Origin of the sequence: Fictibacillus sp. 26RED30 (genome assembly GCF_015903845.1) — a bacterium.
GTDB lineage: Bacteria > Bacillota > Bacilli > Bacillales > Fictibacillaceae > Fictibacillus > Fictibacillus phosphorivorans.
This window is the reverse complement of sequence record NZ_JACZDV010000001.1, coordinates 68779-95349: the sequence shown is the minus strand read 5'-3', so window position 1 is coordinate 95349 and position 26571 is coordinate 68779. Positions and strand designations below refer to the sequence as shown.

The following is a 26571-nucleotide window of genomic DNA, read 5'->3' as shown; positions in this document are numbered from 1 at the left end:
TGGCACATCCTTTAATTCTTGATAGTTTGTTTAACCCTCTTCACTCGCTTGATCTCACCCTTCGGTTTGACTTTCTTTTTCGACAGCAATTCAGCGATACTATGGATCGTCGGGTTCTTAAAGATCTCTTTCAACGAGAGTTCGATGCCGAATTGATCTTTGATCTTACCGATCATCTTCACGATCAACAATGAATGGCCGCCAAGGGTAAAGAAGTTATCTGTGTTACTCATATGAGGAAGCTTTAAGAGGTCTTCCCATATCTTTTGGATCGGTAGTTCTTGAGGAAGTGCTTCTTTCTTCACTACTTCCACTTCTTGACTCTTATAAGAAAGCAGTTCCGCCTTATCGATTTTACCGTTCACGGTTACAGGCAGATACGGAACAACGATGAATGTGTTCGGGATCAAACTGAGTGGCAAAACATGATATAACTGCTCTCGGATTTCTTCTGATGTGACAATATCTGTCACAACATAGCCGTATAGAGTGACCTCGTCTTTTTCCTTTACATCGAGGATGTAACATTCCTTGATCCCTTGAATTCGCTTGACCGCTTCTGTTACCTCACGCTTGTTGAAGCGAACGCCTCTGACCTTGATCTGTTCATCTTGACGGCCGAGTATTTCAATCTCTCCTGTTGGCAGATATCGACCGATGTCTCCTGTACGATAGATCTTGTCTTCTTCGCAATCCGTAAATGGATTCTTTACAAACGTTTCCTGAACATCTAGATACCCGAGCGTTTTATAAGGCGTTCGGACGATCAACTCACCCGCTTCACCGATCCCTGTCAGTTTTCCACTGTCGTTTAAGATAAAGATCTGGGTGTCAGGTAGCGGTCGACCGATAGGCATGTGTTCATAGTTTTCGGCTCCTGATACTTCATAAAAACTTTTAGCGAGTGTCGTTTCTGTTTGTCCGTATAAACTGATTAATTCCGCATGACTTTTTGCATGCCAAAGCGTGATCACTTCTTTTGAAAGTGCTTCTCCTGCAAAGAAAACATACCGAAGGTCGCTCAATTGGTTCCCCTCATACGACTTGATCCAGAGTTTTGATAAAGATGGCACCGCATGTATCGCGGTTATCTTCTGTTCTTCTATAAAAGACAGAACGTCTTCATGCTCACTCGGAATACATAATGTCGCTCCTGATGTTAAGGGAAGAAAAACATCTCGTAAGTAAACATCAAACGTCACGTTCGTCAGCTGTGCGAACCGGTCACTTTGTTTGATCTTAAAATTAGAACGCTGCCACTCTAAGAAGTGTGACAACCCGTTATGTGTTCCTAAGATCCCTTTCGGTTTTCCGGTAGTCCCTGATGTAAAGAAAAGATAAGCTCCACGATTCTCTTTCGGTCTTATCGCGAGATCTACGAGATTTTCACTAAGTTCATCAAAACGTGATAGTGGTAGCGAAAATTCATCTAAGACGGATACGTGGTCTGGGTTCAACTCCTCTGTCAGAAGAATTCGCTTCACGTTCGACTGCGATAACATCTCTTTTAAACGAACACTTGGTACGTTCTCATCTACGTTTAAAAATACAGCGTCACATTCTAACACGCCTAAGATAGAAACGATCATATGATAACTTCGTTTTCCGTAAACCGCGACTACGTCACCTGGTGATGTAGTGGAGAGAAGCACTGATGCCACTCGATCTACTTCGTGGTTCAACTGTTTGTAACTATAACTGTTGCCGTCTTCTTCAACCGCCGTTTGTTCTGGTGTTCCCTCTCCAATACGCCTTATCAGATCCGTGATACGCGGATACTCTTTTGGGACCAGCTGACTCTCTAAATCAGGTAGAAGAGATGAGAGCGATGGTGTTACGAGTGAACATTCTTTTAGCATCATCTGTGGTTGTTGGATACAAGTTCTTAACAGATGCAAATACTGTTCGATGAACGCCTCCATCCTCTTCGATGAGAACGAGCTGTTCTGATACGAAAGGTCTAACACATATTCTGATTCTGTTTCTTCGATGTACAACGTCATGAAGAACTTGGATTGAATCTCATCCACATCCACTTCTTGGACATTCATCTCACCGACTCTAAAATCTGTTTTCTCTTCAAAACTGCGATAGTTGATCATCACATCAAACAATGGGTTACGGTTTAAGTTCCTCTCAGGCTGAACAGTCTCTACGATTCTCTCAAACGGAACATCTTGGTTGTGAAAAGCATGGAAGACGGTATCTCGTACGATGTCCAAGTGTTCTTGTACAGCCACATCGTTCTTCACCGTCGTTCGTAATGGCAAGGTGTTTAAAAACAGCCCGACCGACCCTTCCAGCTCTTCTAAAGGACGGTTGACGATCGGTGTTCCGACGATGATGTCCTCTTCTCTTGAGAGTCTTGTGAGTAGCGCATAAAACGCGCCCAGAAACACGATGAACGGTGTATATTTTTGGTCTTTACTGAACTGCTTGATCATCTTAGAAAACGGTTTTGGCACGTGTTGTTTTATCGTGTTATTGCCTTTTCGGTTTTCGTCCAAATCTTGAGGCAGCTGCAGGAGAGGTATGGGTCCACTAAGTTTTTCTTTCCAGTACTGAAGCTGTTTTTGACTGTTCTCGCTTCTTTCGACTTGTTCGTTATAAGCGAGAGCATAGTCTGGATACTGCACAGGGTATGGCGAAAGTTCTTCACCGTTACAAAGCTTGATAAGTTCATCTTTGATCACCATGAGCGACCATCCGTCACAGATTATGTGATGGAACGTGAGTATCAGATACATCTCATCGACCATCTCGACAAGAGTGGCTCTTACCAAAGGTCCTTGAGTAAGATCGAAACGAGTAAGAAGTTCTTGTTGGACGATCGATTGAATCGATGTCTTCTCAACCTTTCGTCTGTTCAATTCGATCTCCCCTCTATCCATTACCATCTGGAGAGGTTCACCGTCTCTATTAATAAAACGAGTCCGCAAAGATTCGTGTCGTGCTATTAATGCGTTGATCGCATTCTGAAGTTTTTCGGGATCCATGAGTCCATCGAACCTCAAAACGAGCGGCATGTTATATTTGCTGTCTTGGTTGAGTTGATCTAGAAACCATATACTTCTTTGTGCATCTGTTAAAGGGAACACTTCTGTCTTATCTGTTCGTTCCGTTATCGTAAGTAGATCTGTTTTCTCGTAAACGTTCATGACTTCGCTAAGACTTTTGATCGTCGGATGGTCGAACAGCACCTTTACAGGTAATGCTAAAGAAAACGCTTTGTTGATGCTTGCCATGATCTTTACGGCTAACAGAGAGTGTCCGCCAAGTTCAAAGAAGTTATCGTTCGTCCCAATATGATCGATGCCTAGTTTGTCTACCCAGATCGATAAGATCTCTCTTTCCGTATCGTTTGAAGGTACCGTAAACTCTGTGCTTACGACTAAGTTCGATTCAGATATGTTCGGTAGATGGTTTCGGTCGACTTTCCCGTTAGCGTTAAGTGGGAACTGTTGAAGTTCCATATAAAAGCTCGGTACCATGTATTCAGGAAGCTCTTTTGAGAGCTTGTTCTTGATAGTCAACCCATCCAGATCAAATTGATCACTCGAGTAGTAGGCGATAAGGTGGGAGATTACATCTCCTTTTTGAAACAAAACCACCGCATCTTTGATTCCGGCGATCTCGCGGATGCGATTTTCGATCTCACCTAACTCCACTCTCATCCCTCGGATCTTTACCTGGTTATCTTCTCTTCCTAAGAACATGATGTTTCCGTCTTCCGTGAGATATCCGCGGTCTCCAGTTCTATACATGTGTTCACCAGGATAAAAAGGATCTTCCATAAAAGAAGCTTTTGTTTTTTCAGGGTTGTTCAGATATCCTCTCGCAAGCCCGATGCCTGCAATATATAAGTCACCTGGCACGCCGATTGGAACCGGCTGAAGATAACGATCGAGCGCATACACCCGGTTGTTATCGATCGGTCTTCCGACTGACACGATGTATGAACCACCCGTGTGATCCTTTTGACAATCAAAGCACGTAGAATCGATCGATACTTCCGTCGCACCCCATGTGTTGTATAGATGGCCCGGCATCTTTTCATAGAACTGGTTCATCAGTTCGCTTTTTAACGCTTCACCACTCGAGACAACGACTCGAAGATTTTGAAGCTTCTCTTTCATCTCTGGCGTCATCTCGTCTATGACCATCTGCAGCATGCTTGGTACGAACTGAAGAAGTGACACGTTATACTGGACGGCATAACGTAAGATCTCATGAGGATCCTTATGTGCTCCAGGTGGGATCAGAGCGATTCTTCCCCCTACCATCAACGGCCAGAAGAATTCGATCGCCGCATCATCAAACGTCAATGTCGTCTTTTGAAGTGCTGTCTCACCCTCTCTTAGATGGTGCTTGTTCTGCATCCAACAAACTCGGTTCACCCAGCCTCTATGTGTGCTGCTCACGCCTTTTGGTTTTCCGGTTGATCCCGACGTATAGTACACGGATACTAAGTTTAGAGGTGACAGGTCGACCGTAGGCTTTTCAGTCGAGAGATCATCCATTCGACTCAGAATCTCTTCGAACATCAAAACGTTGATCTCTTTTTCTTCTCCGAGAGTTAACGCTTGATTCGTTATACAGATCGGCGCGTTCGCATCGATCAAGATGTCTTTCATCCGTGATTCGGGTGCCTCGATATCTAACGGAAGATAAGCACCTCCAGCTTTTAAGATACCCATCATCGCGATGACGAGCTCGATGGATCGACCCATCACAAGTCCGACTGGTGTATCCGGGGTGATGCCCTCTTGTATCAAAAGATGAGCGAGCTGGTTGGCCCTTCTTTCAAGCTCACCGTACGTGATCGTTTCTCCCTCGTATTCTGCTGCTACGTGATCTGGTGTTTTCTTAACTTGTCCTTCAAACAGTTCGTGAAGATGAACATCAGGAAAAGCCATCTGTGTCTTGTTAAAACCATAGATCACCTTTTCTCGTTCTTCATCTGTTACTAACGACCATTCATCGATCGGGTTCTCAGATTCTATGAATTGAAACATTTGTTTAAACAGTGAAGCCAGTCGGTCTATATCCTTTTGTTGGAACACGTCACTTCTATATTCAAACTTCCCTTTAAGACCTTCATCAGAAGGTTCAAGAAACAAAGTTAGATCGAATTTCGAAGTGTGATTGTTTAATAAGACCGTATGCCCCAGTTTGAGTGTATCTGTTGTTGTTACGGCATCCGGATAGTTCTGAAAAGCGAACATGTATTGAAAGAGCGGGTTTTGGTTCGACGCTCGATTCGGTTGGATCGCCTCTACAACCTTCTCAAACGGCACTTTATCGTTTGAGAGTGCTTCAAGCGTCGTGTGTTTTACCGATTGAAGGAAATCTTTAAACGTCATCGTCCCTTCGATCTGATTACGTAAGACGATCGTGTTCACAAACATGCCGATGATGTCGTCAGTTCCTTCAAACGACCTCCCCGCAACAGGTGTACCGATCGAGATATCTTTTTCACTCGATAACTTGTAGATTAAGAGTTTGTACAAGGAAAGGAGACCCGTGTAGAGCGTCACTCCTGAGCTCTGGCAAAACGTTTCTAATGAATGAAGTTCTTTCTTAGATAACTCGAAAGTTACCTCATCACCAGGACTACCAGTGCTCTCTCTATGTTTTTGAGTTTTGAACAACTCAATGGATGGCGTGTCTTTACTCAGTTTACGTTTCCAGAAATTGATCTCTTCTTGTGCTTCTGTGGTCGATGAATAACGTTCTTGAGAGTTGATATAATCCTTATAACTACCAGATACCTTGACTGGCTCTCCCTCATAAGCTGAAAGAAGGTTGTTTAAGAAGATGGATTCTGACCACCCGTCAAAGATGATGTGGTGAAAGTTAAAATAGAAACGATGCTGAGTATCAGATACCTTAAATAAGGTAAACCGATACAGAGGACCGGTTGATAAGTGAAAGAGTTTAGCAGCATCTTCTCTCATATAACCTTCGGTCATCTTGATCGCTTGATCATAGGAAGACATGGAATAGTCCAACATAACCAAGTCACTTGTTCTTCCTTCGTCGATCACACAAATTGGCTCACCGTTTTTCGTTAAAAAACGGCTTTGAAGTACACTTTGTTTCTGTATGACAAGATCGAGACTACTCTTAAAATCTTGTAGTCTGAGGTCTCCTTCTATATCTACAAAACTAGGAAGGTTATAAAGAGAAGAAGCACCCTCGAACTCGTTGAGGAACCAGAGCCTCTTCTGTGCGTCAGAGAGGGTATTACAGCTCTCACTCACAAATTGTAGGTCTTCGTCTTCTAGCATCACACTCTTGTTGTCCACATAAGATGCTAGACTAGAAATCGTTGGATGTTCGAAGACTGTTTGGATCGTCATCGGTACGCGATATTTTTTTCTGAGACGACTAGCCACACGTGCCGCAAACAACGAGTTTCCACCTATGTATAAAAAGGATTGATGAAGAGACGAAGAAACTCCTAAATCATCTTTCCAGACACTTGCGATAAACAATTCCGTCTCAGTCAACGTTTCAGAATCATTCATTTCCTTCTTCAGGATAGGACGAGGAAGCGCTGCACGATCCACTTTTCCGTTTATTGATAGCGGAAGTTTTTCTAAACAGACGAACAGAGTAGGAATCATATATTCAGGCAGTACGCTCATCAGTTGCGATCGTACTGCTTCTTCTACAAAATCTTGCTTCTTCTCTAATACGAGGTAAGCGGTCAAAAACTGTCGTGTACCTTCTGTAACTGCCATAACGACACTCTGCTTAATGAGGTCAATGTTCTCAAGAGCATGTTCGATCTCACCGAGTTCTATTCGTAAACCGTTGATCTTAACTTGAAAATCGTTGCGACCGATATAATCGATCGCTCCATCTCTACGCAGGCGACAGAGGTCTCCTGTCTTATACAATTTCTCACCCGTTTTAAAAGGGTTCGGGATGAATCGTTCGCTCGTTAGAGTCGGTTGTCCGTAATAACCGGTCGCAAGTCCCACTCCACCGATATACAGTTCCCCGCTCTCCCCTTGAGCCACTGGTCGCATCTTTTCATCTAAAAGATAGAGATCGATGTTACTGATGGGGTAACCGATCGGAACAGAAGAACTTCTGTCATCCGTCGTACATCTCCAATATGAAACGTCGATCGCTGCTTCTGTCGGTCCGTACAAGTTATAAAGCTCTACATCTGTCGATTGATTGAAAAATTGCTTCTCTGTCGACTTCTTTAATGCCTCTCCGCTACAGATCACCCTCTTTATAGAAGTTTGAGAAAGATCGGGAACAGCATCCAAGAAGAGTTGAAGCATCGATGGAACAAAATGAAGAGTCGTCACCCTATATTCTTGAATCGTTTGATATAAATAATCCGGATCCTTATGTCCTTCTGATTTGGCCATGACGATCGATGCACCTTCCATCAACGGCCAAAAGAACTCCCAAACGGATACATCGAAACTATACGGTGTCTTCTGCAGAATCCGGTCGTTACCGTCGAGTAAAAACTCACGCTGCATCCACTGCAACCTATTATTGAGTGCTCGGTGCGTGTTCATGACGCCTTTTGGTTTGCCGGTAGAGCCAGAGGTATAGATGATGTACATGAGAGAATCTTCGTCCATCTCCACCTCAGGATTTGCGATCAGCTTCTCACTCCATGAAAACGTGTCTAAGCAAACAACATCACAAACCTCAAAAAGAGATTGGTACTTATTCGCTGTTAAAACGAATGGTTGTCCTAACTCACTGACCAATCCTTGAATCCTTGCGATAGGAAAAGTCGGATCGACGGGAACATATGCGCCTCCCGCTTTTAAGATTCCAAGTAACGCGATGACCATCTCCAGTGATCGCTCAAGACTGACAATGACAGGTTCCTCTCGCTTGAGTCCTTTATCTAGTAACAGGTGAGCCACTTGATTTGCGCTGTCGTTCAACTCTCTATACGTAAGTGACTCATCTTGAAAGAAGACCGCGACATGATCAGGCGTTCTTTCTACTTGTTGTTCGATTAATTGATGAATACAGGCATCATCATTTGAAAACGTTTCTTTTCTTCCTTCTAACACGTGAGTAAAAACAGTATCCATCTAGACTTCCCTCTCCTCTTTCCACTCTTTCACGACTAAACAAGCGTTATGTCCTCCAAAACCAAAAGAATTACTCAAAACCGTTCTGATGCGATGGTTCTGCGCTCGGTTAGGCACAAAGTTTAAGTTCATATCTTCATCAGGTTCTGTATGATTGATGGTCGGCGGTACCAATTTGTTCTGTATGGATAACACACTGGCAATCAGTTCGGCTGCCCCAGCACCACCTAGTAAATGGCCGGTCATCGATTTGATTGAACTGATCGGTAACTCGTAGGCTCGTTCACCAAACACTTTTTTTATCGCGTACGTTTCCGATTGATCATTCAATTTGGTACTCGTGCCATGCGCGTTAACGTAGTCGATGTCATCAGGTGTGAGGTTCGCATCTTGTATCGCTCGTTTCATGGCCATGATGACACCATGTCCTTCGGGGTCAGGAGCGGTTACACCGTATGCATCGTTAGTAGCTCCGTACCCTGCGAGTTCAGCGATGATAGGAACTCCACGACGTAGCGCTGATTCTTCTGACTCTAAAACGACGATCCCTCCACCTGATCCGATCACGAAGCCGTCCCGAGAACGATCGAAAGGCCGGCTGGCTTCTTGTGGAGAGTCATTTCGTGTAGACAATGCTTTTATCTTAGTGAACGATGCCAGATCCAGTGGTGTGATGGCTCCTTCAGTTCCTCCGGCGATCATGATATCCGCATCACCATATTGGATAGCACGCATCGCTTCACCGATACAGTTGCTGCTTGCCGCACAAGCAGTAACGAAAGAACCACTCTTTCCTTTTGCGCCAAGTTTAATTGCGATCTCACTTACGCTTGAGTTGATGAGCATCCCAGATGCAAGATAAGGACTGACTCTTCTTGCTCCTTTCGTGAGTAATGTCTGATGGTTTTCAAGGATCATGCCTGTCCCGCCTGAACCTGACCCCACTAAGACGCCTACACTAAACGGGTCGAGTTCTTTCATATCTAGTGAAGCTTGTTCAACAGCTTCACGAGTAGCTGCCAAAGCATAATGTGTGAATGTATCCGTTCGATTAATCTCTTTAGAAGATAGATATTCGGTCGGATCAAAATTCTTTATTTCTCCTCCGATTCTTGAGGAAAAGGTCGATGTGTCAAAAGATTGGATATAATCAATCCCACTGACTCCTTTACTCAAGTTGAACCAAAAAGAGTCAAGGGTATGACCGATTGGTGAGATGATTCCCATTCCCGTTATAACCACTTTTTTTCGCATAAGTAGCTCCTTCTTCACTAATATCATGTCAATTCTACAAATATTACGTTAATCACTACATCCGTAATTTCCGCAACTTTAAGGTTCAAGGTAAGATCAACAAGTTTTTTTGTTTTTTATTGAAATTCAGGGCGGAAATCATGCTCAATCGGCATGTATGGAAAACAAAAAGGGGATAATGAAGTGACATTTCAGCTAAAACACAGCAAAGTATTGTCGCTAAAGAGTTGATTAAGTGGCTAGAAAAGCATTAACACATAAAAGCAAAAAAACTCACTATTTTTGTGATTTTTTTTATTTATTAAACTGCTATCAAAACTTTGTTTGCAAAAAAAAGAACCCAAAAGGTATTTCCTTTTGAGTTCTTCTCATCCTTAAATTAAAATCGCGAGCAAGATGGGCAGTGTGATCAGTGAAAAAAGTGTACTTACTAAGGTTGCACTCGATACGAAATCAGGCTCTGTTCCAAACTGTAACGCATACATCGTCGTATTTGCTGCTGAAGGCATCGCAGCCATCAGAACCATAATCGCTGCGAGCATATCATCTACAGGAAGAATCAACGTGATACAAAACGCGATCAGTGGTGACACGGCTAATTTTAGTAGCAACGAATACGTTAACTTTTCCACTTGTACATGTCGTAATGATATTTTCGCGAGCTGCATACCGAGTATAATCATGATGGTCGGTATCGCAGAATTTGCCACAAGATCAAGAGCTTCTGACACAGAACCTTTTATCGGTATGTGTAACTGTTGAAAGACTACACCCGCTATCGCTCCATATACGATTGGCATACGCCTTACTGCTCTGAGTGCTGAAGAGATACCGTCGTTTTCTGGGCTGCCTTTTGCTGCATAATACACACCAACTGTACACATGACTAACTGCTGAATAACCATAAGAACAACCGCATAGTCTAACCCAGCTGCCCCAAACGCGAACAGCGCGACTGGCGTACCATAGTTCCCATTATTCATAAAAGCAGAAGCTAAAATAACACCGCATGTTTCCCGCATATTGTATCTTTTAATATAACTGATCACGTACACGAGACCGATTAAAGTGAAACATAGAATGAGCGTATAGATGAGCATATATCCATACGTTTTCGTAAAAGTAGTTTCATAAAACGTCCGAAATACGAGAAAAGGAGACATCAGATAAAGTGCCATCTTGGAAAGGGTTTGCGTTTCAAAACCTATCGTTTTTTGGCCGATAAATCCGATACCAAAGATCGCAAATACCGGAAGAATAATGCTCAACAGCTCTATCATGTCTTACCCCTTCTTTCTGTTAACTACAACTGAAAAAGGCTGACCAAGTGAGATCAGCACTTTTTTCTTGCTACAAATTTAAAACAATGATTCGTTCTTCAGTCATCTCTTCAATCGCATAGCGCGGACCTTCTTTTCCAGTCCCGCTCTTCTTTACGCCACCGTATGGCATGTGATCCACTCGATAGGCTGAAGCATCGTTTACGATAAGTCCGCCCACTTCAATCTCTTTCGCCGCTTTCATAGCGAAAGCAAGATCGTTTGTGAAGAGACCTGCCTGTAATCCATAATCCGAGTCATTCACTTGTTCGATCACTTCGTCTATCGTAGCATATGTGTCTATCCCAACAACAGGACCAAACACTTCTTGTTTGCAAACTTTCATATCTCTTTTAACATCTGATAGTATCGTAGGTTCGTAAAATGCTCCATTCCGTCTACCACCCGTTACAATAGTTGCTCCGTCAGACACTGCTTCGTTCACCCACTCTTCAACACGCTCTGCTTCAGCCTGTCGGATCATCGGGCCGATATCAGTAGTGTCGTCCAATGGATTACCGGATTGCAGCTGTTCTGTTTTATCTTTTAATAATTGAATAAAAGGAGTTTTCACATCTTGATGAACATATACACGCTGAACAGAAATACATACTTGACCTGCATTATTAAAACTTTTGTTCGCAATGAGTCCTGCAGCCTTATCAAGATCTGCATCTTTGTGAACGATCGTTGCGGAGTTATTTCCTAACTCCAGTGATACTTTGCGAAGTCCAGCCTTTTGTCTTATAATTTCACCGACTCTTGGACTTCCCGTAAAAGTAAACATCTTAACGTCTTGATTTTCTAGCAGCCATCCGCCTACTTCTGCACCATCACCTGTAATGACTTGGAGCCTGCCATCAGGCAAGCCAGCTTCCTTAAATACCTCTGCTAACATAAGGGCGCACAATGGGGTAACTTCAGCGGGCTTAAGCACGACCGCATTTCCTGCAGCCAGCGCTGGACCGATCTTATGACAAACAAGGTTCAACGGCACATTAAATGGTGTAATTGCCGCAATAATACCAACTGGAACTCGTAGTGTAAAAGCCATTCGATTTTCAGAACCTGGTGCTGATTCTACAGGAACCCCCTCACCGTGGATACGCTTCGCTTCTTCAGCTGAGATTTCAAGTGTTTGTGCAGCTCGTTCTACTTCGACTCTTGAATCACGGATCGGCTTACCTACTTCAGCTACTAACACTCTAGCAAACTCTTCTTTTTTCTCCAATAATAATCGTGCAGCATTTGCAAGCACAAGATAACGGTCGTATGCCGAGAAGGTTTCTTTATATGCTTCTTTGGCTCCTTCTACCGCTTCATCTACATCCTTTTTTTCAGAGCGCGCAATCGCAGCTTCTACATTCTGCGTATATTTATTGAGTACTTCCAACACCTCTGTTTTTTCTTTCCACACACCGTTAATCCATAGTCCGTACGTTTGATACGTTGTATTTATCGCCACAAATCATCACTCCCTATTTTATAACGTTACGACCTTTTCGTGCGTTGTGAATTCACTCGCTTTTCCTGCACTTCCGAATAGACGTATTTTCTCCTGAACTTTTTTCTGCATTACTTCACGGCCTTTGCCAAGGGAAACAGCTAGATGAAATTCTTCAGGGTTTTCTTCAAGAACTTGCTGCATGCCTTTTGTGAATGATTGTCTAAGCTCTGTATCCACATTAATTTTTGCAATACCTAACGAAACTGCTTTTGTAATCTGCTCATCCGGCACATCAGAACCACCATGAAGAACAATCGGACGGTTAACCGCTGCTGAGATTTCTTTTAATCGTTCAAATGCCAGTTTTGGAGGATTCTTATAGATACCATGTGCTGTACCTATTGAGACGGCAAGATAATCTACATCCGTAGCTTCAACAAACGCCACAGCCTCTTCAGTTGCTGTAATCATTGCATCTTCTTCAGCAACTGTTATGTCATCTTCCGTTCCGCCAATCTTACCGATTTCACCTTCAGAACCGATTCCAAGCGCACGTGAAGCGTCTACTACTTTTCTTGTGATGAAGGTATTCTCTTCGAACGAAAGAGCGGATCCATCGAACATAACGGATTGAAAACCGAGCTGGATGGCTTTCATTGTTTGTTCATATTCCCTGCTATGATCCAGATGGATACAGACAGGAACAGATATGTTTTTCATGAATACATCAATCATTGCCTTCATCGGTTCAAGTCCGATCGTGTTGATCACTTTCTGACCAACTTGAATCATGATTGGCGCTTGTTCTTGTTCAGCAGCTTCCAAGATAGCTAGAATAGTTTCTGCGTTATGTGCACTGAATGCCCCAACAGCATATTGGTTCTCGTAAGCATGAGCTAGCAGTTCTTTTCCTGAAATATATCCCATTGTAATACCTCCGAATGTTTTTAATTAACGTCTTAATTCAATGTCATAGTGGTATTGGTCACTTCTATACCTTGTTTTTGTATACTCTATCGGCTTGTCGTTTAGTCCATAACTCAACCTAGTCATCTCTAAAAGCGCTTCTCCTGCACGAATTCCAAGAAGATCTGCTTCAGAAATCGTAGAATTTATAGCCGAAATTTTTTCATCCGCACGTTTTAACAAAATATTGTCTTCTTCCAGGATGGAATAAAATTTAGCCGTATCTAGATCGTGCTTCATCAGTAACTTTCCGATCGCTTCTGGCCAGCATGATCTCTCTAATGCGATCGGGACATCATCTGCAAATCGGATGCGTTCAATGATTAGGACTTTTTCATCTTCATTTAATCCAAGCTTTGTTTTTTCAAAGAAAAGCGTATCAATAAATTCTGCACGCAGAACTTTAGAGTGAGGAACTTGTCCTTTTTCCATTACTTCTTCTGCAAATCCTTTTAATCTTTTTAATGAGCCAACAAGCTGTTGCGGCTTCACAACCGTTCCTTTTCCTTGTTGTTTCTCTAAAAGACCGTCAGCCACAAGCATATTAATCGCTTGACGAATGGTCGTACGGCTCACTCCGAATTGCTTCATAAGCTCTTGTTCAGTTGGAATAAGTTGGTTCGGACGCCAGATTTGCTGCTGTATTTTTTCTATTAGATGGTCTTTTACTTGCAGATAAAGTGCTGTGTTATTGCTTTTCATATAATATTCTCCTCTTTCTCACAGTGGGATAAGCTTGTAGATCTTCCCCTGCGAGAGGTCGGAGCCATTTGTAATAGGCTTCCGGGTCATCAATAAATGCATCAGGTAGGAAACGTTCCCCACCCTGAGCAACAACTTGCAGAGGACAGCTATTCATACTAAAAGTATAATCTATATTTGCCGATCGTTGTATGGTAACCATTCTCTTCGTCTCACCATGTAATACAAGTCTTGCAGCTTCTCGTCCCACTTCAAAGGCTTCCACTTGATCTTGCTTAGAAATAACTGCTGATGAGCTGCGCTGATTCATACCAAGGATCTCAGCTCTAGCCATCACACCAAGTTCTGTTTTGACCATTTTCTCAAGCACGCCAGAAATGCCGCCAAGAATCGTCCTGCCTTGAACATTCGCTTTCTCGACCTGTTCTGAAGTGGCATTAATTTTACACCCTTCAGCAACAACAATTGTTGCATAGCCAAAAGATCGAACAGCTTCACTAACATTTGCTAAAAAATGTTCTGGTTCAATAATTCGTTCTGGAACATAAACGATGTGTGGCCCATCATCTTCCCCATTTCTCAAAAGACCGCTTGCAGCAGCAAGCCATCCTGAGTTCCGCCCCATCGTTTCTAGTATTCTCACTTGCTCAAAATTCTGCATGGCACATAGATCTCTACTAATATCTCTGACAGCAGTTGCCACATAACGTGCAGCACTTCCAAAGCCAGGTGCATGGTCCGTTTCAGATAGATCATTATCAACCGTCTTCGGTATGCCGATGACTTGAAGAGCATAGTGAATGTGACGCGCTTGCTCAGCCAGCTTATGAAGAGCAGCCATCGTACCATTTCCACCAATAAAAACAAGAGTATCAATTCCATGTTTTTTTAGATGGAGAAGTGATTTTTGAATCTTTTCAGTTGTAAATTCATAGCGTCCTGAACCAAGGCATGCACCGTTTACATATCGATGTGATTTGATCCATCCTAAAAGGTCATCATCAAGCTTTTCAATGTCGTTTTCATATAAACCTTGATAGCCATTATAAACACCGAATAACTCTACTTCTTGTTGGAGCGATTCTACAAAACCTACTAAACTGGCATTGATGACGGCTGTTGGACCCCCAGCCTGCCCAATTGCTACTCTCTTTGCCATCTAAGTTCGCTCCCTTCCTATACGTACACCTCAGTAGGAATGTTAAGCTGCTTGCCTAGCTGCGATAGATCATCAGCAACATCCGCATACACAACAGCAAAGTGAGGTTCATAGCCACTCTCCATAAGAGCATTTACCGTTTCAGAGACATCTCCGTTTAATCTTACTTCAACAGAGGTTCCTGAAAACGGTTGCGGAACATCTAGCGCTTCCCCCTTCATCACAAGAAGGCGATATCCGTCTGGCGTATACCCTAGTCTGAAGATCGTTACTTCTCCAGCTTTTAATCCAAAGTCCATCGTAAAGCCCATTTTACGGTTAGGATGCACGCCTGATTGTGCACCGGTTGACGGACTTGCGAGCGAATAAGCACCTGCTCCGCAATGCCAAAAAACAACCGAATTATTTGGTTCGTTCACATGAACGAGATCCCCGAGATACGGAGCGTTTCCTCCACTTAGTTCTTGAAGGATGAACATCGAAACCGCACCGTGAATATCTGACTCACAGGAAGATACCACACCATCTTCGGTAAACTGAGAGAGTGTCGAACATGCAGCTGCTCCTAATTCATTAAAGAATTCTGGCCAGCATCTAACAGCGAGTGCTGCAATATCTTCTTGTTCAATATACTTTTTCACATACGTGGAAAACTGTGCAAACTTCTTTACCGTTTCATCAGATCGATTTAACCCTATGACTTGCTGCTCAGCACGATCGATGGCACCTGCCCATTCTTCCTCGGGCAGCTCGACACATTCTTGAAATGCTTTTAGAAGATCCATTTTTTGAACTGTGACACCTAATTTTTGATGCAGAAGTTCTTCGTCTGTATCTGAGAAGAAGAAGCCAGGCGGATGTTCTCCGATCACTCCAATTTTCAGCTGCTTCAGCTTGTTAACCAAAACATTCACTCTGATCTGACGAGAAAGCTGCTTTTGAAGCTGTTCTTCGTCGGGATTACCTAGTACGAATGTAAAAGGGTGACGATGATGCATGAGGACATTACTCGTGCTGTTTCCTCCAGTTAATGAATTAAGTCGCAGCCTACCTCCTACACTTGGTTCTCTTACAGACCATACAACAACAGGTTCTTTTCGATACTGAAGTACTTTAGCAATAAACTCACCATCTGCAAACGTAACACTTTGGTAGATGATAGAATCAATATTTTTATTTGTTAACGTTTCAAGAAATTGCTGTAGATCTTCTACAGATGTAAGAATTTCTTCTGGTTCATACACTGTGTGGTAATTCTTGTTGAGCCATTCAGAGCTTTGCTTACGGTATTGCTCACCAGCTTCTAGATCAAATGTTTTTCTGCCAATTGGGATATATACGATTGTTGGCGTTTGCATAGTTGTCCACATCCTTCATATTGTTCTATCTTTAAAGCTGTTTTTGCATATCTTGTTGCTATCTGAAAGTAGTTGATTTCCGCTCCAGGTATCTCGCTTTCCACGGGGCGTGCGGTGAGCCTCCTGCCGCTTTGCGCCCTTAGGAGTCTCGCACCTTGCGCTCCAATCAACTTGCAAATGATGAGAATAGATAAAGCCAAAAGCAACAATCTTTATAAAAGAGCTTTCTAAATATAAGTATAACAAAAGGTTACTACCTTTTAAAATATATTACTACCTTTATATTTATAAAAGTTCTTAAAAGCTTAAAAGAATCAGGGGACAAACCTATTCCTGTCCCCTCTGTAATTCTAGTTCGTTAATGATTCAAACAATTCCTTGTATGAGGAATTCTTTCTGTAAAATACAGGTGGTTTACCGATCGGTGCTTCAACTTCTGCATAACCGCCACGATATTCTTCTCCAGTCCATACGTGCACCCATTCATCTTCCGGTAAGTAGACGTTCCAATGGGTTGCGGCTTCTTCATACACCGGTGCCACAAGAAGATCTCTGCCGTATAAATATTGATATTGAATGTCATAAGCTGTTTCGTCTTCCTCATAGTGCATGAACAAAGGACGCTGTACTGGAATTCCTTTTTTAGCATTCTCCTTAACGATGTCTTTCGTATAAGGCGCTAACTTTACATAGATATCTGTCATACGAGCAATATGCTGCAGCGTCTCTTCATCACCATCAAATTGAAAACAATCATCAGGACGATTTCCTTCATGTGTTCGCATGACGGGTGTAAAAGTTGCCATATCTGTCCAGCGAAGAAGAAGCTCTTTGCTTCGCTTGTTTCCATGAAGACTTGTATAGCCGCCAATATCACTATGGTGTAAACCACAGCCAGTCATACCAGCTGATAGTGCAGCCGGGATAACAGAAGCTAATCCATCATCTAGTGACCAGTTCACACTTTGATCTCCAGCCCATAATAGCGGACAATATTTTTGTATTCCCGTATAACCGGCTCTCATGAAGTATGTAACTTCACCTAATTTTCCAGCTTCACTCACTGCTTCATAATTCATTTTTGCCCAAAGTGCGGGCCATGCATTATGCATGATCTTAGCCGATTCACCGTTATAGAGTTGAACATCTGTTGGCAAGTATTCACCAAAATCAGCCATCCAGCCGTCAAGACCAAAATCAATCATGTTTTCTTTAATGACTGATTTGTACCACTTACAAGCTTCAGGATTTGTAAAATCTACGACTCCACAGTTGAACTCTCCAAAGTCAACAAGGTAAATGTCCCCTGTTTTATTTAGAGCAAGGTATCCTTTCTCTGCCGCGGTTTTGTAGAGATCACCTTCAACAGAAACGTAAGGATTAATATAGCCCAAGAAGCGAATACCTTTTGCTTTCCATTCCTCAATCTTTTGATCAAGATTTGGATACTCTTCACTGTTCCAACGCCAGTTCCACATCAATCTCTTTCCGAATGAAGTGACGCGTTTTCCTTGCCAGTCCTGACACCAAACGCCTCCGACTTTAATTCCTTTTTCAAGTGCTACGTCCAGCTTTTTTTGAACAATATCGGTTCCGCCTTGTAAACCGAGCCAGATTCCGTTATACGTCCAATCTGGTAATTCAGGCTGACGCCCAAACACTTCAGTTAACTTCTCGACAAGCTCAACATAGCTTTCCGCCGTTTCAAAGAGCACATATTGTGGTATATCCCATATTTGAAGTTCGTGATATTCGTCATTCCGAAAGTCAAAGTCAGCATAAGCAGTTGTTTCAACATGGCAATAATATTTTTTAGTAGAAATAAAGGTTGGTTGCGGATAGTTTGTGTTGTAGTAGTCGCCGCCTGCTTTATCTTTTACATCCGCCTGCCATGTTGTGTACGTGTTCTTATTTCTTCCAACACCAGGTTCCGAAGTCCATAGCGGAAAATTTTTGCCTCGCAGATTAAAATGTGACAACTGCTCACCGCAACCGTAGACTTTCTCGTTGCTATCTGCTTGTACACGTAACCATAACCGGTTTATTTCTGATGAACGTTTTGTAAACTGAAGTTTTACTTTTCCGTCCTCTTCGGTGAGAAGAATTTCGAGATCAGTTGGTCCACCTTCAAATTTTGAAAAAGAAAGTTGAAAACCAATCTCCTCTTGAACAACATCAACATAACGAAGTCCGATTCTTTCTACTACATAATCGTGAATGTCAAAATTTCCTCGATACATGTTGATTGTTTCTTCCCCATATCCTACATATAGCATGGGCTGCTGATGCGAGTGATGAAAGAGAAGTCTGCCATCAGCAACAATTTGAAATCCATTATTTATTTCCTTCAACACGAATGTTGTTTCATTAGTTTTAAGAGCCATAAGAACCTCCTTATTATGCTAGCTTTCTTGCTTCTTTTACTTCTTTTTTGTGCTGTTCACTTAAGAAGTCTGCATACTTACGATTCCAAACCTTTAGCGAAAGGTAGATAAGAACTCCAGTAACAATTGCCAATGCTGCAATCGCTGGCCAGAAATACCCCGAAACGATTGAGTCCTGATAAGCTAAACCAATCGGAGAGAATACGATGTACATACTCGCAAGCAAACTTAACAAGATAAACGTTACGGGAAGTGCGTATTTCCAAGGTACCATGTCGACTTGTGCATTCGCTTTATACACATACGGTTTTTGCAAAGGCTTCCATTTTCCTATAGCGATCATAATTCCAACCTCTACGAAGAACAGAATCGCGTAAATATGGATAAAGTTAATGGTGGTTTGAATACCAAACAACTGATCCAAGCCCCAAACGAGTAAGTAGTAAGTAATAACATGGAAAATGATTACTACCTTTGCAGCAAGTGCAGGAATTCGTTTAGAGAAGATACCAACAAGAACAATCGTGATGATCGGAATATTGAAGAACCCTGTAAAGCGTCTGATCAGATCCCAAAGACCATCAGGTGCGTTCATCAATAATGGTGAGATAAAGAATGATACAAGTGCTATAACTGTACCAAACCATTTACTCATCCGGATCAACTGATCGTCAGTCGCTTTCGGATTGAACTGCGGTTTATAGATATCAAGAGCAAACATGGTTGCTGCTGAGTTAAGCAACGAGTTAAAGGTACTAAATACCGCTCCTAATAGAACAGCTAGGAAAAAACCTGATAAATATTTTGGCAATACATCTGCTACTAATGTTGGATAAGCAAGGTCAACCGGATTCAATCCTCCTCCATATAGATGGAAAGCGATAATACCAGGAATCATCATAAATAGTGGAATCGCAAGCTTATAGAAACCAGAATATAGCACACCTTTTTGACCTTCTTTCAAGTTCTGTGCTCCAAGCGTACGTTGAATAACGTACTGGTTTGTTCCCCAATAGAACAAGTTTGCAAAAATCATACCCGTAAAGATGGTCCCAAACGGAACCGAGTCCGTACTCGATCCGATCGCATTTAGTTTTTCCGGACTGTTTGTTGCAATGGTCTTCATGCCCTCAAACATGTTCCCATCTCCGAGTGCTAAGAAACCTAGAGCAGGCACTAAAAGTCCTACTATCAAAAGTCCGATTCCATTAATCGTATCCGATACAGCAACGGCTTTTAAACCGCCAAATATTGCGTATACTGCACCGATGATTCCGATCACCCAAATTAAGAGCCAAACCGATTGCGTGTAGGAAATGCCTAAAAGACCTGGCACATCAAAGAGTTTAAGAATAGTCAGTGCACCTGAGTAAAGGGTTGATGGAATCGTAACTAAAATATAGCCGAGCATAAATAGCAAAACCGTATAGCGACGAACCCCCTCATCAAATCGCGTGCTGAGAAACTCTGGCAATGTTGTAAAAGCTCCTCCTAAATATTTCGGTAATAGATAGAGAGCCATGATAACAATCGCAAAGCCAGCCGTTACTTCCCAAGCCATGTTGGACATGTTCGTTCGATACCCTTGTCCATTCAAACCGATCAAGTGCTCAGCAGAAAGATTGGTAAGAAGCAGTGACCCGGCGATAAATGTCCCATTCAACCCGCGTCCTGCTAAGAAATAGCCCGTAGAATCTTCTGTCTCCCCTTTTGTTTTTAAGTAAGAGATCCATGCGACCAGTCCCATAAAAAATGTACATGATAAAAGTGTAAATCCAATGCCTGAAAACATATCGAACACCCCTGTCCTTTTAAATAATGATAGTTAAAACAAGACTTCTATGTTGTCACCGATAATTCCAGGATAAGCTCCCTTTTCTATCAGCTGTTTTCGATCCGGATGTGCGATCAGCCATTTATTCTTCATAAAAAGCAAGTGATCTTCATCAGTACTTTTTTCACGCTCTGCTGGCGCAACTTCTAACGGTTCATTCGTTCCTTTTGGTAAAACAACAATGCATTTGAATCCTGATTCTTGAACTTTACAAGGTGCAAAGTGCAGTGTCGTCTCGTATATTTCAATTGCCGTTCCTTCAGGAATAAAGAAAGCCCTTACATTATTCGAATGGAATGTATTATTTTCGATATCCTGTACTTTTCCAAGAAGGAGAACTAGATCAGTTACTGCTATATTGATCTCACTTCCTTTGTGATATTCAAGGCCATTTAACGTTGAATTACGACCGTTGCAATACCCAATCTGGGCAGGCATCTCACCATAGAAGTAAGTCTCAATTTGTTTTTTTACGAGATCGTCTTCCAGAATCGGTTCTGAAGCCACATAAACATTTTCATGCTCTGGAATTTTCGTAGATTGCTTCATCGTGTTCATTAAACGTGTAAAATCATAGCCTGTAATCACTTTTCCATAACTCTTAAATGAATCATCACTAACATGCTCAATAATCATGCTGTTTTCTTTCATGTTTACGTGTGACAACTTATTACCTCCTCTTTTTCAAAAACGAATAACATAGGTATCTTTAATAAAACATCACTACCTTTTGTTTTAAAAAAATTCAGTCAATATTGATGTTGCTTTTTATTCTATGAAAACGCATTCAAAATTGCAAGGAGTTTTTTACATACAATTGTTTACAAATGCTCTTTTTACTTGGTAGACAAGGATTTTTCATTTAAAAAAACTTGCAGACAAGGTCTACAAGTTTTCTTTTTAGGAGGTTTCTAACTGTTAAAACGTATGTGCGGAATCTTTAGCACGAGCAATGGCATTTTCTTTAATTTCATTCGCTTTATCTGGCATGGTCGCATGTCCTTCAACAAACAATCCTTGGAACGATGGAACGCCAAAAAATTGCATGATCACGCTTAAATAACGGTGCCCCATCTCCATTGCTGCTGCAGGTCCTTCAGAATAGACCCCGCCGCTAGCTTGTATATGCAGTGCTTTCTTGTTCGTTAATAGTCCTACAGGTCCTTGCTCTGTATACTTGAACGCTTTTCCTGCTACCGCCACTGAATCGATATATGCTTTCATAACAGGTGGAAATGAGAAATTCCACATTGGTGTTACAAATACATATTTATCAGCTGCTACAAACTGCTCACAAAGCTCTGAAAGTCTTCCCACTTTAGATTTTTCTTCTGCAGAAAGCTCTTCAAATCCTTTACCAGATTGCAGTTTACCCCATCCGCTAAAGACATCAAGGTCGATGTGAGGAATGTCCTCTTTATACAAATCCACATGAATCAATTCATGATCCGGGTTAACTTTTTTGTATTCATCAATAAATGCTTTACCAACAGCCATGCTGTAAGAGACTTGATCATCATGAGGATGCGCTGTAATATATAATACCTTTGTCATGTAATTGACACTGCCTTTCAGTTTTTTCTTTTCTAAATTACCGTTGCTTTGAATGTTCTTTTCACTTCTATGCAAGTTGATTGGAGCGTAAGGTTGCCGACTCCTATGGGACGAGCGGTCACTCTGAAATGTGGAGGTGGCTCGTTCAGCCCCGACCAGCAAAAGTTGAATGGGCGAGGAAGGTGCCTTTTACCTTCTTGACCGTTAAACTTTTGACCTCGAGGGGCTAGCCACTGCAACTAGATAGGTGAGACCCTTAAGGGCGCAAAGCGGCAAGGGGCTCACCGGTCGCCCCATGGAAAGCGAGCAACCTGGAGCGGAAATCAACGACTTTCAATGAACTGCAATCACGATTTATCATAAGGATTCCCAGCAATGTTCCCCCTCACTTCATCTGTTAAAAGAAAAGGCTCTTGCAAAAGGTTATCGTTGAAAACTTCATGGTTTAAAAGACTCCCATCATAGTGCGTCGGTCTATCTTCATTCATCTATCCATTCACCTCCAACAGAGATAGTTTAAACGGTTGTTTAACTTTTAATTCATACAAAAAAGCTATCTGCATAAAACAGATAGCCATAGCAAAAGGTTTGAAAATTAGTAGCGTTGTCCGCCTAAAGCTTGTGCTACAAGACGCTTAGTGATTTCTCCACCTACAGATCCGTTTGCACGTGAAGTAGTGTCTGGTCCAAGGTTTACACCGAACTCAGAAGCGATCTCATACTTCATTTGATCAAGAGCTCCTTGAGCTCCAGGTACTGATAATTGGTTGCTGTTGTTTTTAGCCATTCTATTCACCTCCCTTTCATTTCTACTCTTATAATCCCACTAACTTTCAATCTTATTCATAACCTTTAAAAATTTTTTTCAATGTTTCATTAGGTGTGTGTGTATTTTATTATTTGCTTAAGTATGGATACAGTTTGTCCAAACATTTTAAACAAGTCTGCATAAGATATGGAGAAGAGAGGATACACCGAATATTCTCTTTTCGGAAGTTCTATATGGGGGGAATTCATTGTGAGTTTCATTAGTATCTTAAACGGGGTTCTATCTTCTAAAAAACGTGCAAAAAGCAAGAAAAACAAGAAGAGAATTGGCTAACCCAATCAATTAAAGCCACAAAAAAGCTAGCCTTTTGGTTAGCTTTTTTGCTGTGGCTGAGTGGCAGAAGCAAAGCTGAAATTTGTGAATATCAACCATTTCGGATAGACTAATGTTGCTTATACTGCAACCTATTTGATTCTCATTAGGAGGATTACATCGTGACCCATATTTTAATTGTAGATGATGATAAAAATATACTTGAGCTGCTGCACTATCATCTAAGTGAAGCAGGGTATCAAGTCTCTCAAGCTAAAGACGGCATTGAAGCTTTAGAAATCTTACGGCTAAAGAGGTTTGACCTCGCTGTAGTTGATGTGATGATGCCCTTTATGGACGGTTATTCCTTAACAAAAGAAATACGAGAAAATTACGATATTCCTGTGATTCTATTAACATCCAAAAATCAGATTGAAGATAAAGAACAGGGCTACTTATCCGGAACGGATGATTATCTCGTAAAACCATTTGAAGCGAGAGAATTACTTTTTCGAATCAAGGCACTTTTAAGAAGATACGATAAACACCAAGATAATTCCATCATCAGCTTAGGACGCACAACGGTAAACAAAAAAACCTATGAAGTTTATATTAACGATGTAACGATTCTATTACCTTTGAAAGAATTTGAATTGCTATATTTTTTCATCTCGAATCCTATGCAGGCTTTTACTCGAGATCAGCTCATACAACACATTTGGGGTATCGATTATGAAGGGGACGAACGCACGGTAGATGTACATGTAAAAAGGTTAAGAGAACGGTTTTCCAAACTGACAGATGATTTTCAGATCAAAACGGTACGTGGAGTTGGTTATTTATTGGAGGGTAAAAAATGAAGTCGCTGTATACCAAATTTGTCGTCATAACGATCGGCATCATGCTTTTAAGCGGTGTGTTAGCCTTTGTTGCCTCGAATACATACTATCAACAAAAATTAAAACCGGCTAATGATCAAAAAAATACAGGGATTGCGCTTGAGATGGCTTCTTTTGTGGAAAAACACCCTACTATCAACCTGAACGATTACTTGAGAAACCTATCTAAGATTGGGTATCAGATCTACCTTGTTGAGAGTTCCGGAAACGAAACGTATTTTGGGGCAAAATTTCGTAACACCTCCCTTTCATCTTCTACGAAAGAATCTGTACTTAATGGTGAGATCTATCATGGAATTCTTCATTTTCCAAAACAAACATTTGTAACGGGTTTTTTTGCAAACGAACTAAGTAATTCGATCGGGGTTCCTCTAACATATCAGGAAAAAAAGTATGCTCTGTTTATACGACCTGATATCAAACTACTTTTTAATGAAATGCATGTACTTTTCGGATGGCTTTTTGGATTGATGATTGTTCTTAGTATCTTAATGGTAGTGGTTAGTACAAAATATTTAGTAAAACCTATCTCAAAATTGAACACCGCTACAAAATCGCTCTCAAAGGGAATCTTCTCTGTTGAGCTCGATACGAGGCGTAGCGATGAACTTGGCGTGCTCTCTCAAAGTTTTCAGCACATGGCTCGAAAACTAGAACAGTCAGATGAGATGCGAAAAGAGTTCATCTCAAATATCTCTCATGATATTCAGTCACCGTTGTCGAATATAAAAGGATATACCAACCTGTTAGAAAAAGAAGAAATGAGTTCAATTGACCGCGCAAAGTACATCTCTGTAATAAATGATGAAATCAGTAGACTCTCGAACTTAACGAAGCAATTATTGCTTCTTGCTTCACTGGATCGAAACGAAGATATTTTACAAAGAAAACATCTCAATGTTTCACAACAGATTAAAGAACTGATTCGTAATTATCAATGGCTGATCAATGAGAAAGGAATTATGCTTAGTTATTCCTTACCAGATATCGATTTTTTCGGAGATCCTTCTCTATTAAGTACTGTATGGGACAACCTTCTTACCAATGCCATCAAGTATAATAACCGTGAAGGAAGCATTAAGGTATCTGTTGAAAAAAGAGAAAAATCCATCATGATCATCTTTAAAGATACCGGTATTGGCATGAATGAAGAGGAAGTTGAAAGAATTTTTGACCGCTTTTATCGAGCAGATATTGCTCGTTCGAAAACAATAGATGGTACTGGACTCGGACTATCGATCGTCGCTACCATTGTAAAACTGCATGATGGAAAAACGGTTGTGAAAAGTAAGAAGAACGAAGGAACGACAATTGCCGTTGAACTCCCTATTGATTAAATACATCTTAAAATACTCAGGCACTCTCAATGAAAATACATTGGTGGTGCCTTTTTTATGCACCTCTTCCCTTCTCTCCAACGATTTGTAACGTGTTGTTCATTGTCCGTTCATATATCGATTCTAAACTAAGGATGTAAAAAGATTGGAGGAGAGATGTTATGAGCATCGCATGGAAAGAAATCAAAAAAAATAAAATGAGGTTTTTCATATTAGGTTCCATCATCTTTCTCGTAAGTTTGTTAACGTTTATTATTTCTGGTTTAGCCAATGGGCTATCACAAGATAACGCTGCCTTAATTAAAGACTTGCCGAACGGCCAGTTTTATATAAATAATGACGCAGAAGAAAATTACAACCTCTCTAGAATTGATCATAGCGTTCAAGAGCAAGTATTAAACAAACATAAAAATGCTGCTGCACTCTCTATACAAATGGGATTTCTAAACGATGAGAGTGACAAACAACGAAGCGTTGCTTTTGTTGCTTCAACCGATTCTAAATTATTTGAATCAGTGGCACCCGGGGAAATCGTTCTAGACCGTTCATTAGAGAAAGATGGCGTTAAAGTTGGTGACACCTTAACACTTAAACCATTCAACGAACCGCTTGTTGTTAAGGATTTTGTTGACCAAAAAAAGTTCAGTCATGCTCCAGTTGCTTTTCTGAATATGGAAGATTACAAGCAGATGTATCGAACTGAAGAAATGCAGCTACTTTTCATACCAGGTGCAGATGAAACACTAAATTTCAAAGAGCTTCAATCTTTTTCAAATAAAGAGTTTCTTAACACCATTCCAAGCTACAGTGCAGAACAGATGTCTTTAAATATGATCGTTTGGTTTCTCATCGTGATTAGTGGAATGCTGTTCGGCATCTTCTTTTATATGATGAACGTTCAAAAGATTGGGCTATATGGCATATTGAAAGCCATCGGCGTAAAAACGGGCGATCTGTTTAAAATGATGTGGACACAAATGCTATGCATCACAATCATATCCCTTACTCTCTCTGTTGGTTTTAGCCAATTATTCAAGGAAATTGCACCTAAGGATATGCCTTATCATTTAACGAACGAAACCACTCTGCAATTATCAATCGTCTTCCTCGTGATTGGATTTATCGGAGCTACACTTTCTGGATTACAAATCAAAAAAGTTGAACCTTTACAAGCCATACAACAAGGAGAGGTTTAA

General features: G+C 41.4%; 17 protein-coding genes. 3 read left to right on the top strand and 14 right to left on the bottom strand.

Annotated features, from left to right (window positions below):
* Positions 1-11: 11 nt before the first annotated feature.
* The 14 genes from IHV11_RS00415 to IHV11_RS00350 all read right to left on the bottom strand — a co-directional run bounded on the left by IHV11_RS00415 (position 12) and on the right by IHV11_RS00350 (position 22845).
* On the bottom strand, positions 12-8081 hold the full coding sequence (locus IHV11_RS00415; protein ID WP_197193403.1) for a non-ribosomal peptide synthetase: 8070 nt from the start codon (positions 8079-8081) through the stop codon (positions 12-14).
* The gene (fabF, locus tag IHV11_RS00410; RefSeq protein WP_197193402.1) at positions 8082-9335 is read right to left on the bottom strand and encodes a beta-ketoacyl-ACP synthase II; all 1254 of its coding nucleotides are present in this window, start codon (positions 9333-9335) and stop codon (positions 8082-8084) included.
* A gap of 374 nt (positions 9336-9709) precedes the next feature.
* On the bottom strand, positions 9710-10612 hold the full coding sequence (locus IHV11_RS00405; RefSeq protein WP_197194883.1) for an AEC family transporter: 903 nt from the start codon (positions 10610-10612) through the stop codon (positions 9710-9712).
* A gap of 73 nt (positions 10613-10685) precedes the next feature.
* Entirely contained in the window at positions 10686-12119 is a 1434-nt protein-coding gene (locus IHV11_RS00400; RefSeq protein ID WP_197193401.1) for an aldehyde dehydrogenase family protein, read from the bottom strand.
* Positions 12120-12137: 18 nt separating this feature from the next.
* Positions 12138-13028 carry a class II fructose-bisphosphate aldolase gene (locus IHV11_RS00395; RefSeq protein WP_197193400.1) on the bottom strand — a complete coding sequence of 297 codons (891 nt, stop codon included), beginning with the start codon at positions 13026-13028 and terminating at the stop codon, positions 12138-12140.
* Positions 13029-13052: 24 nt separating this feature from the next.
* Entirely contained in the window at positions 13053-13769 is a 717-nt protein-coding gene (locus tag IHV11_RS21415) for a GntR family transcriptional regulator (protein WP_137791625.1), read from the bottom strand.
* Positions 13756-14928 carry a diphosphate--fructose-6-phosphate 1-phosphotransferase gene (locus IHV11_RS00385; protein ID WP_197193399.1) on the bottom strand — a complete coding sequence of 391 codons (1173 nt, stop codon included), beginning with the start codon at positions 14926-14928 and terminating at the stop codon, positions 13756-13758. Before IHV11_RS00385 ends, IHV11_RS21415 begins: the two co-directional genes overlap by 14 nt.
* Positions 14929-14945: 17 nt before the next feature.
* On the bottom strand, positions 14946-16286 hold the full coding sequence (gene sftI / locus IHV11_RS00380; protein ID WP_197193398.1) for a sulfoquinovose isomerase: 1341 nt from the start codon (positions 16284-16286) through the stop codon (positions 14946-14948).
* Between the two features lie 350 nt (positions 16287-16636).
* Positions 16637-18670 carry an alpha-glucosidase gene (locus IHV11_RS00375; protein ID WP_197193397.1) on the bottom strand — a complete coding sequence of 678 codons (2034 nt, stop codon included), beginning with the start codon at positions 18668-18670 and terminating at the stop codon, positions 16637-16639.
* 13 nt (positions 18671-18683) lie between these two features.
* Entirely contained in the window at positions 18684-20462 is a 1779-nt protein-coding gene (locus IHV11_RS00370) for a solute:sodium symporter family transporter (protein WP_197193396.1), read from the bottom strand.
* 33 nt (positions 20463-20495) lie between these two features.
* Complete coding sequence (locus tag IHV11_RS00365; RefSeq protein ID WP_231619507.1) at positions 20496-21170, bottom strand: DUF4867 family protein; 675 nt, start codon at positions 21168-21170, stop codon at positions 20496-20498.
* A 252-nt stretch (positions 21171-21422) separates the two neighbouring features.
* Positions 21423-22058, bottom strand: a complete 636-nt coding sequence (locus IHV11_RS00360) for an FMN-dependent NADH-azoreductase (protein WP_197193395.1) — start codon at positions 22056-22058, stop codon at positions 21423-21425.
* A gap of 347 nt (positions 22059-22405) precedes the next feature.
* Entirely contained in the window at positions 22406-22546 is a 141-nt protein-coding gene (locus tag IHV11_RS00355) for a hypothetical protein (RefSeq protein WP_197193394.1), read from the bottom strand.
* Between the two features lie 107 nt (positions 22547-22653).
* On the bottom strand, positions 22654-22845 hold the full coding sequence (locus tag IHV11_RS00350) for an alpha/beta-type small acid-soluble spore protein (RefSeq protein ID WP_066397779.1): 192 nt from the start codon (positions 22843-22845) through the stop codon (positions 22654-22656).
* A 476-nt stretch (positions 22846-23321) separates the two neighbouring features.
* On the opposite strand from IHV11_RS00350, the gene IHV11_RS00345 reads away from it, so the two are divergent.
* The 3 genes from IHV11_RS00345 (at position 23322) to IHV11_RS00335 (ending at position 26571) form a co-directional block, all read left to right on the top strand.
* Positions 23322-23999 carry a response regulator transcription factor gene (locus IHV11_RS00345; RefSeq protein WP_197193393.1) on the top strand — a complete coding sequence of 226 codons (678 nt, stop codon included), beginning with the start codon at positions 23322-23324 and terminating at the stop codon, positions 23997-23999.
* A complete protein-coding gene (locus IHV11_RS00340) occupies positions 23996-25375 on the top strand; it encodes a sensor histidine kinase (RefSeq protein WP_197193392.1) in 1380 nt (459 codons plus the stop codon). Before IHV11_RS00345 ends, IHV11_RS00340 begins: the two co-directional genes overlap by 4 nt.
* Before the next feature lie 161 nt (positions 25376-25536).
* Positions 25537-26571 (top strand): ABC transporter permease, encoded by a 1035-nt coding sequence (locus IHV11_RS00335; RefSeq protein WP_197193391.1) that lies wholly within the window; start codon positions 25537-25539, stop codon positions 26569-26571.

Bases quoted from the DNA above. Each gene is read 5' to 3' on its own strand.
- fabF (WP_197193402.1), bottom strand. From the start codon at position 9,335: ATGCGAAAAAAAGTGGTTATAACGGGAATGGGAATCATCTCACCAATC.
- IHV11_RS00350 (WP_066397779.1), bottom strand. From the start codon at position 22,845: ATGGCTAAAAACAACAGCAACCAATTATCAGTACCTGGAGCTCAAGGA.
- IHV11_RS00335 (WP_197193391.1), top strand. From the start codon at position 25,537: ATGAGCATCGCATGGAAAGAAATCAAAAAAAATAAAATGAGGTTTTTC.
- IHV11_RS00360 (WP_197193395.1), bottom strand. From the start codon at position 22,058: ATGACAAAGGTATTATATATTACAGCGCATCCTCATGATGATCAAGTC.
- IHV11_RS00375 (WP_197193397.1), bottom strand. From the start codon at position 18,670: ATGGCTCTTAAAACTAATGAAACAACATTCGTGTTGAAGGAAATAAAT.
- IHV11_RS00385 (WP_197193399.1), bottom strand. From the start codon at position 14,928: ATGGCAAAGAGAGTAGCAATTGGGCAGGCTGGGGGTCCAACAGCCGTC.
- IHV11_RS00415 (WP_197193403.1), bottom strand. From the start codon at position 8,081: ATGGATACTGTTTTTACTCACGTGTTAGAAGGAAGAAAAGAAACGTTT.
- IHV11_RS00340 (WP_197193392.1), top strand. From the start codon at position 23,996: ATGAAGTCGCTGTATACCAAATTTGTCGTCATAACGATCGGCATCATG.
- IHV11_RS00370 (WP_197193396.1), bottom strand. From the start codon at position 20,462: ATGTTTTCAGGCATTGGATTTACACTTTTATCATGTACATTTTTTATG.
- IHV11_RS21415 (WP_137791625.1), bottom strand. From the start codon at position 13,769: ATGAAAAGCAATAACACAGCACTTTATCTGCAAGTAAAAGACCATCTA.
- IHV11_RS00355 (WP_197193394.1), bottom strand. From the start codon at position 22,546: ATGAATGAAGATAGACCGACGCACTATGATGGGAGTCTTTTAAACCAT.
- sftI (WP_197193398.1), bottom strand. From the start codon at position 16,286: ATGCAAACGCCAACAATCGTATATATCCCAATTGGCAGAAAAACATTT.
- IHV11_RS00395 (WP_197193400.1), bottom strand. From the start codon at position 13,028: ATGGGATATATTTCAGGAAAAGAACTGCTAGCTCATGCTTACGAGAAC.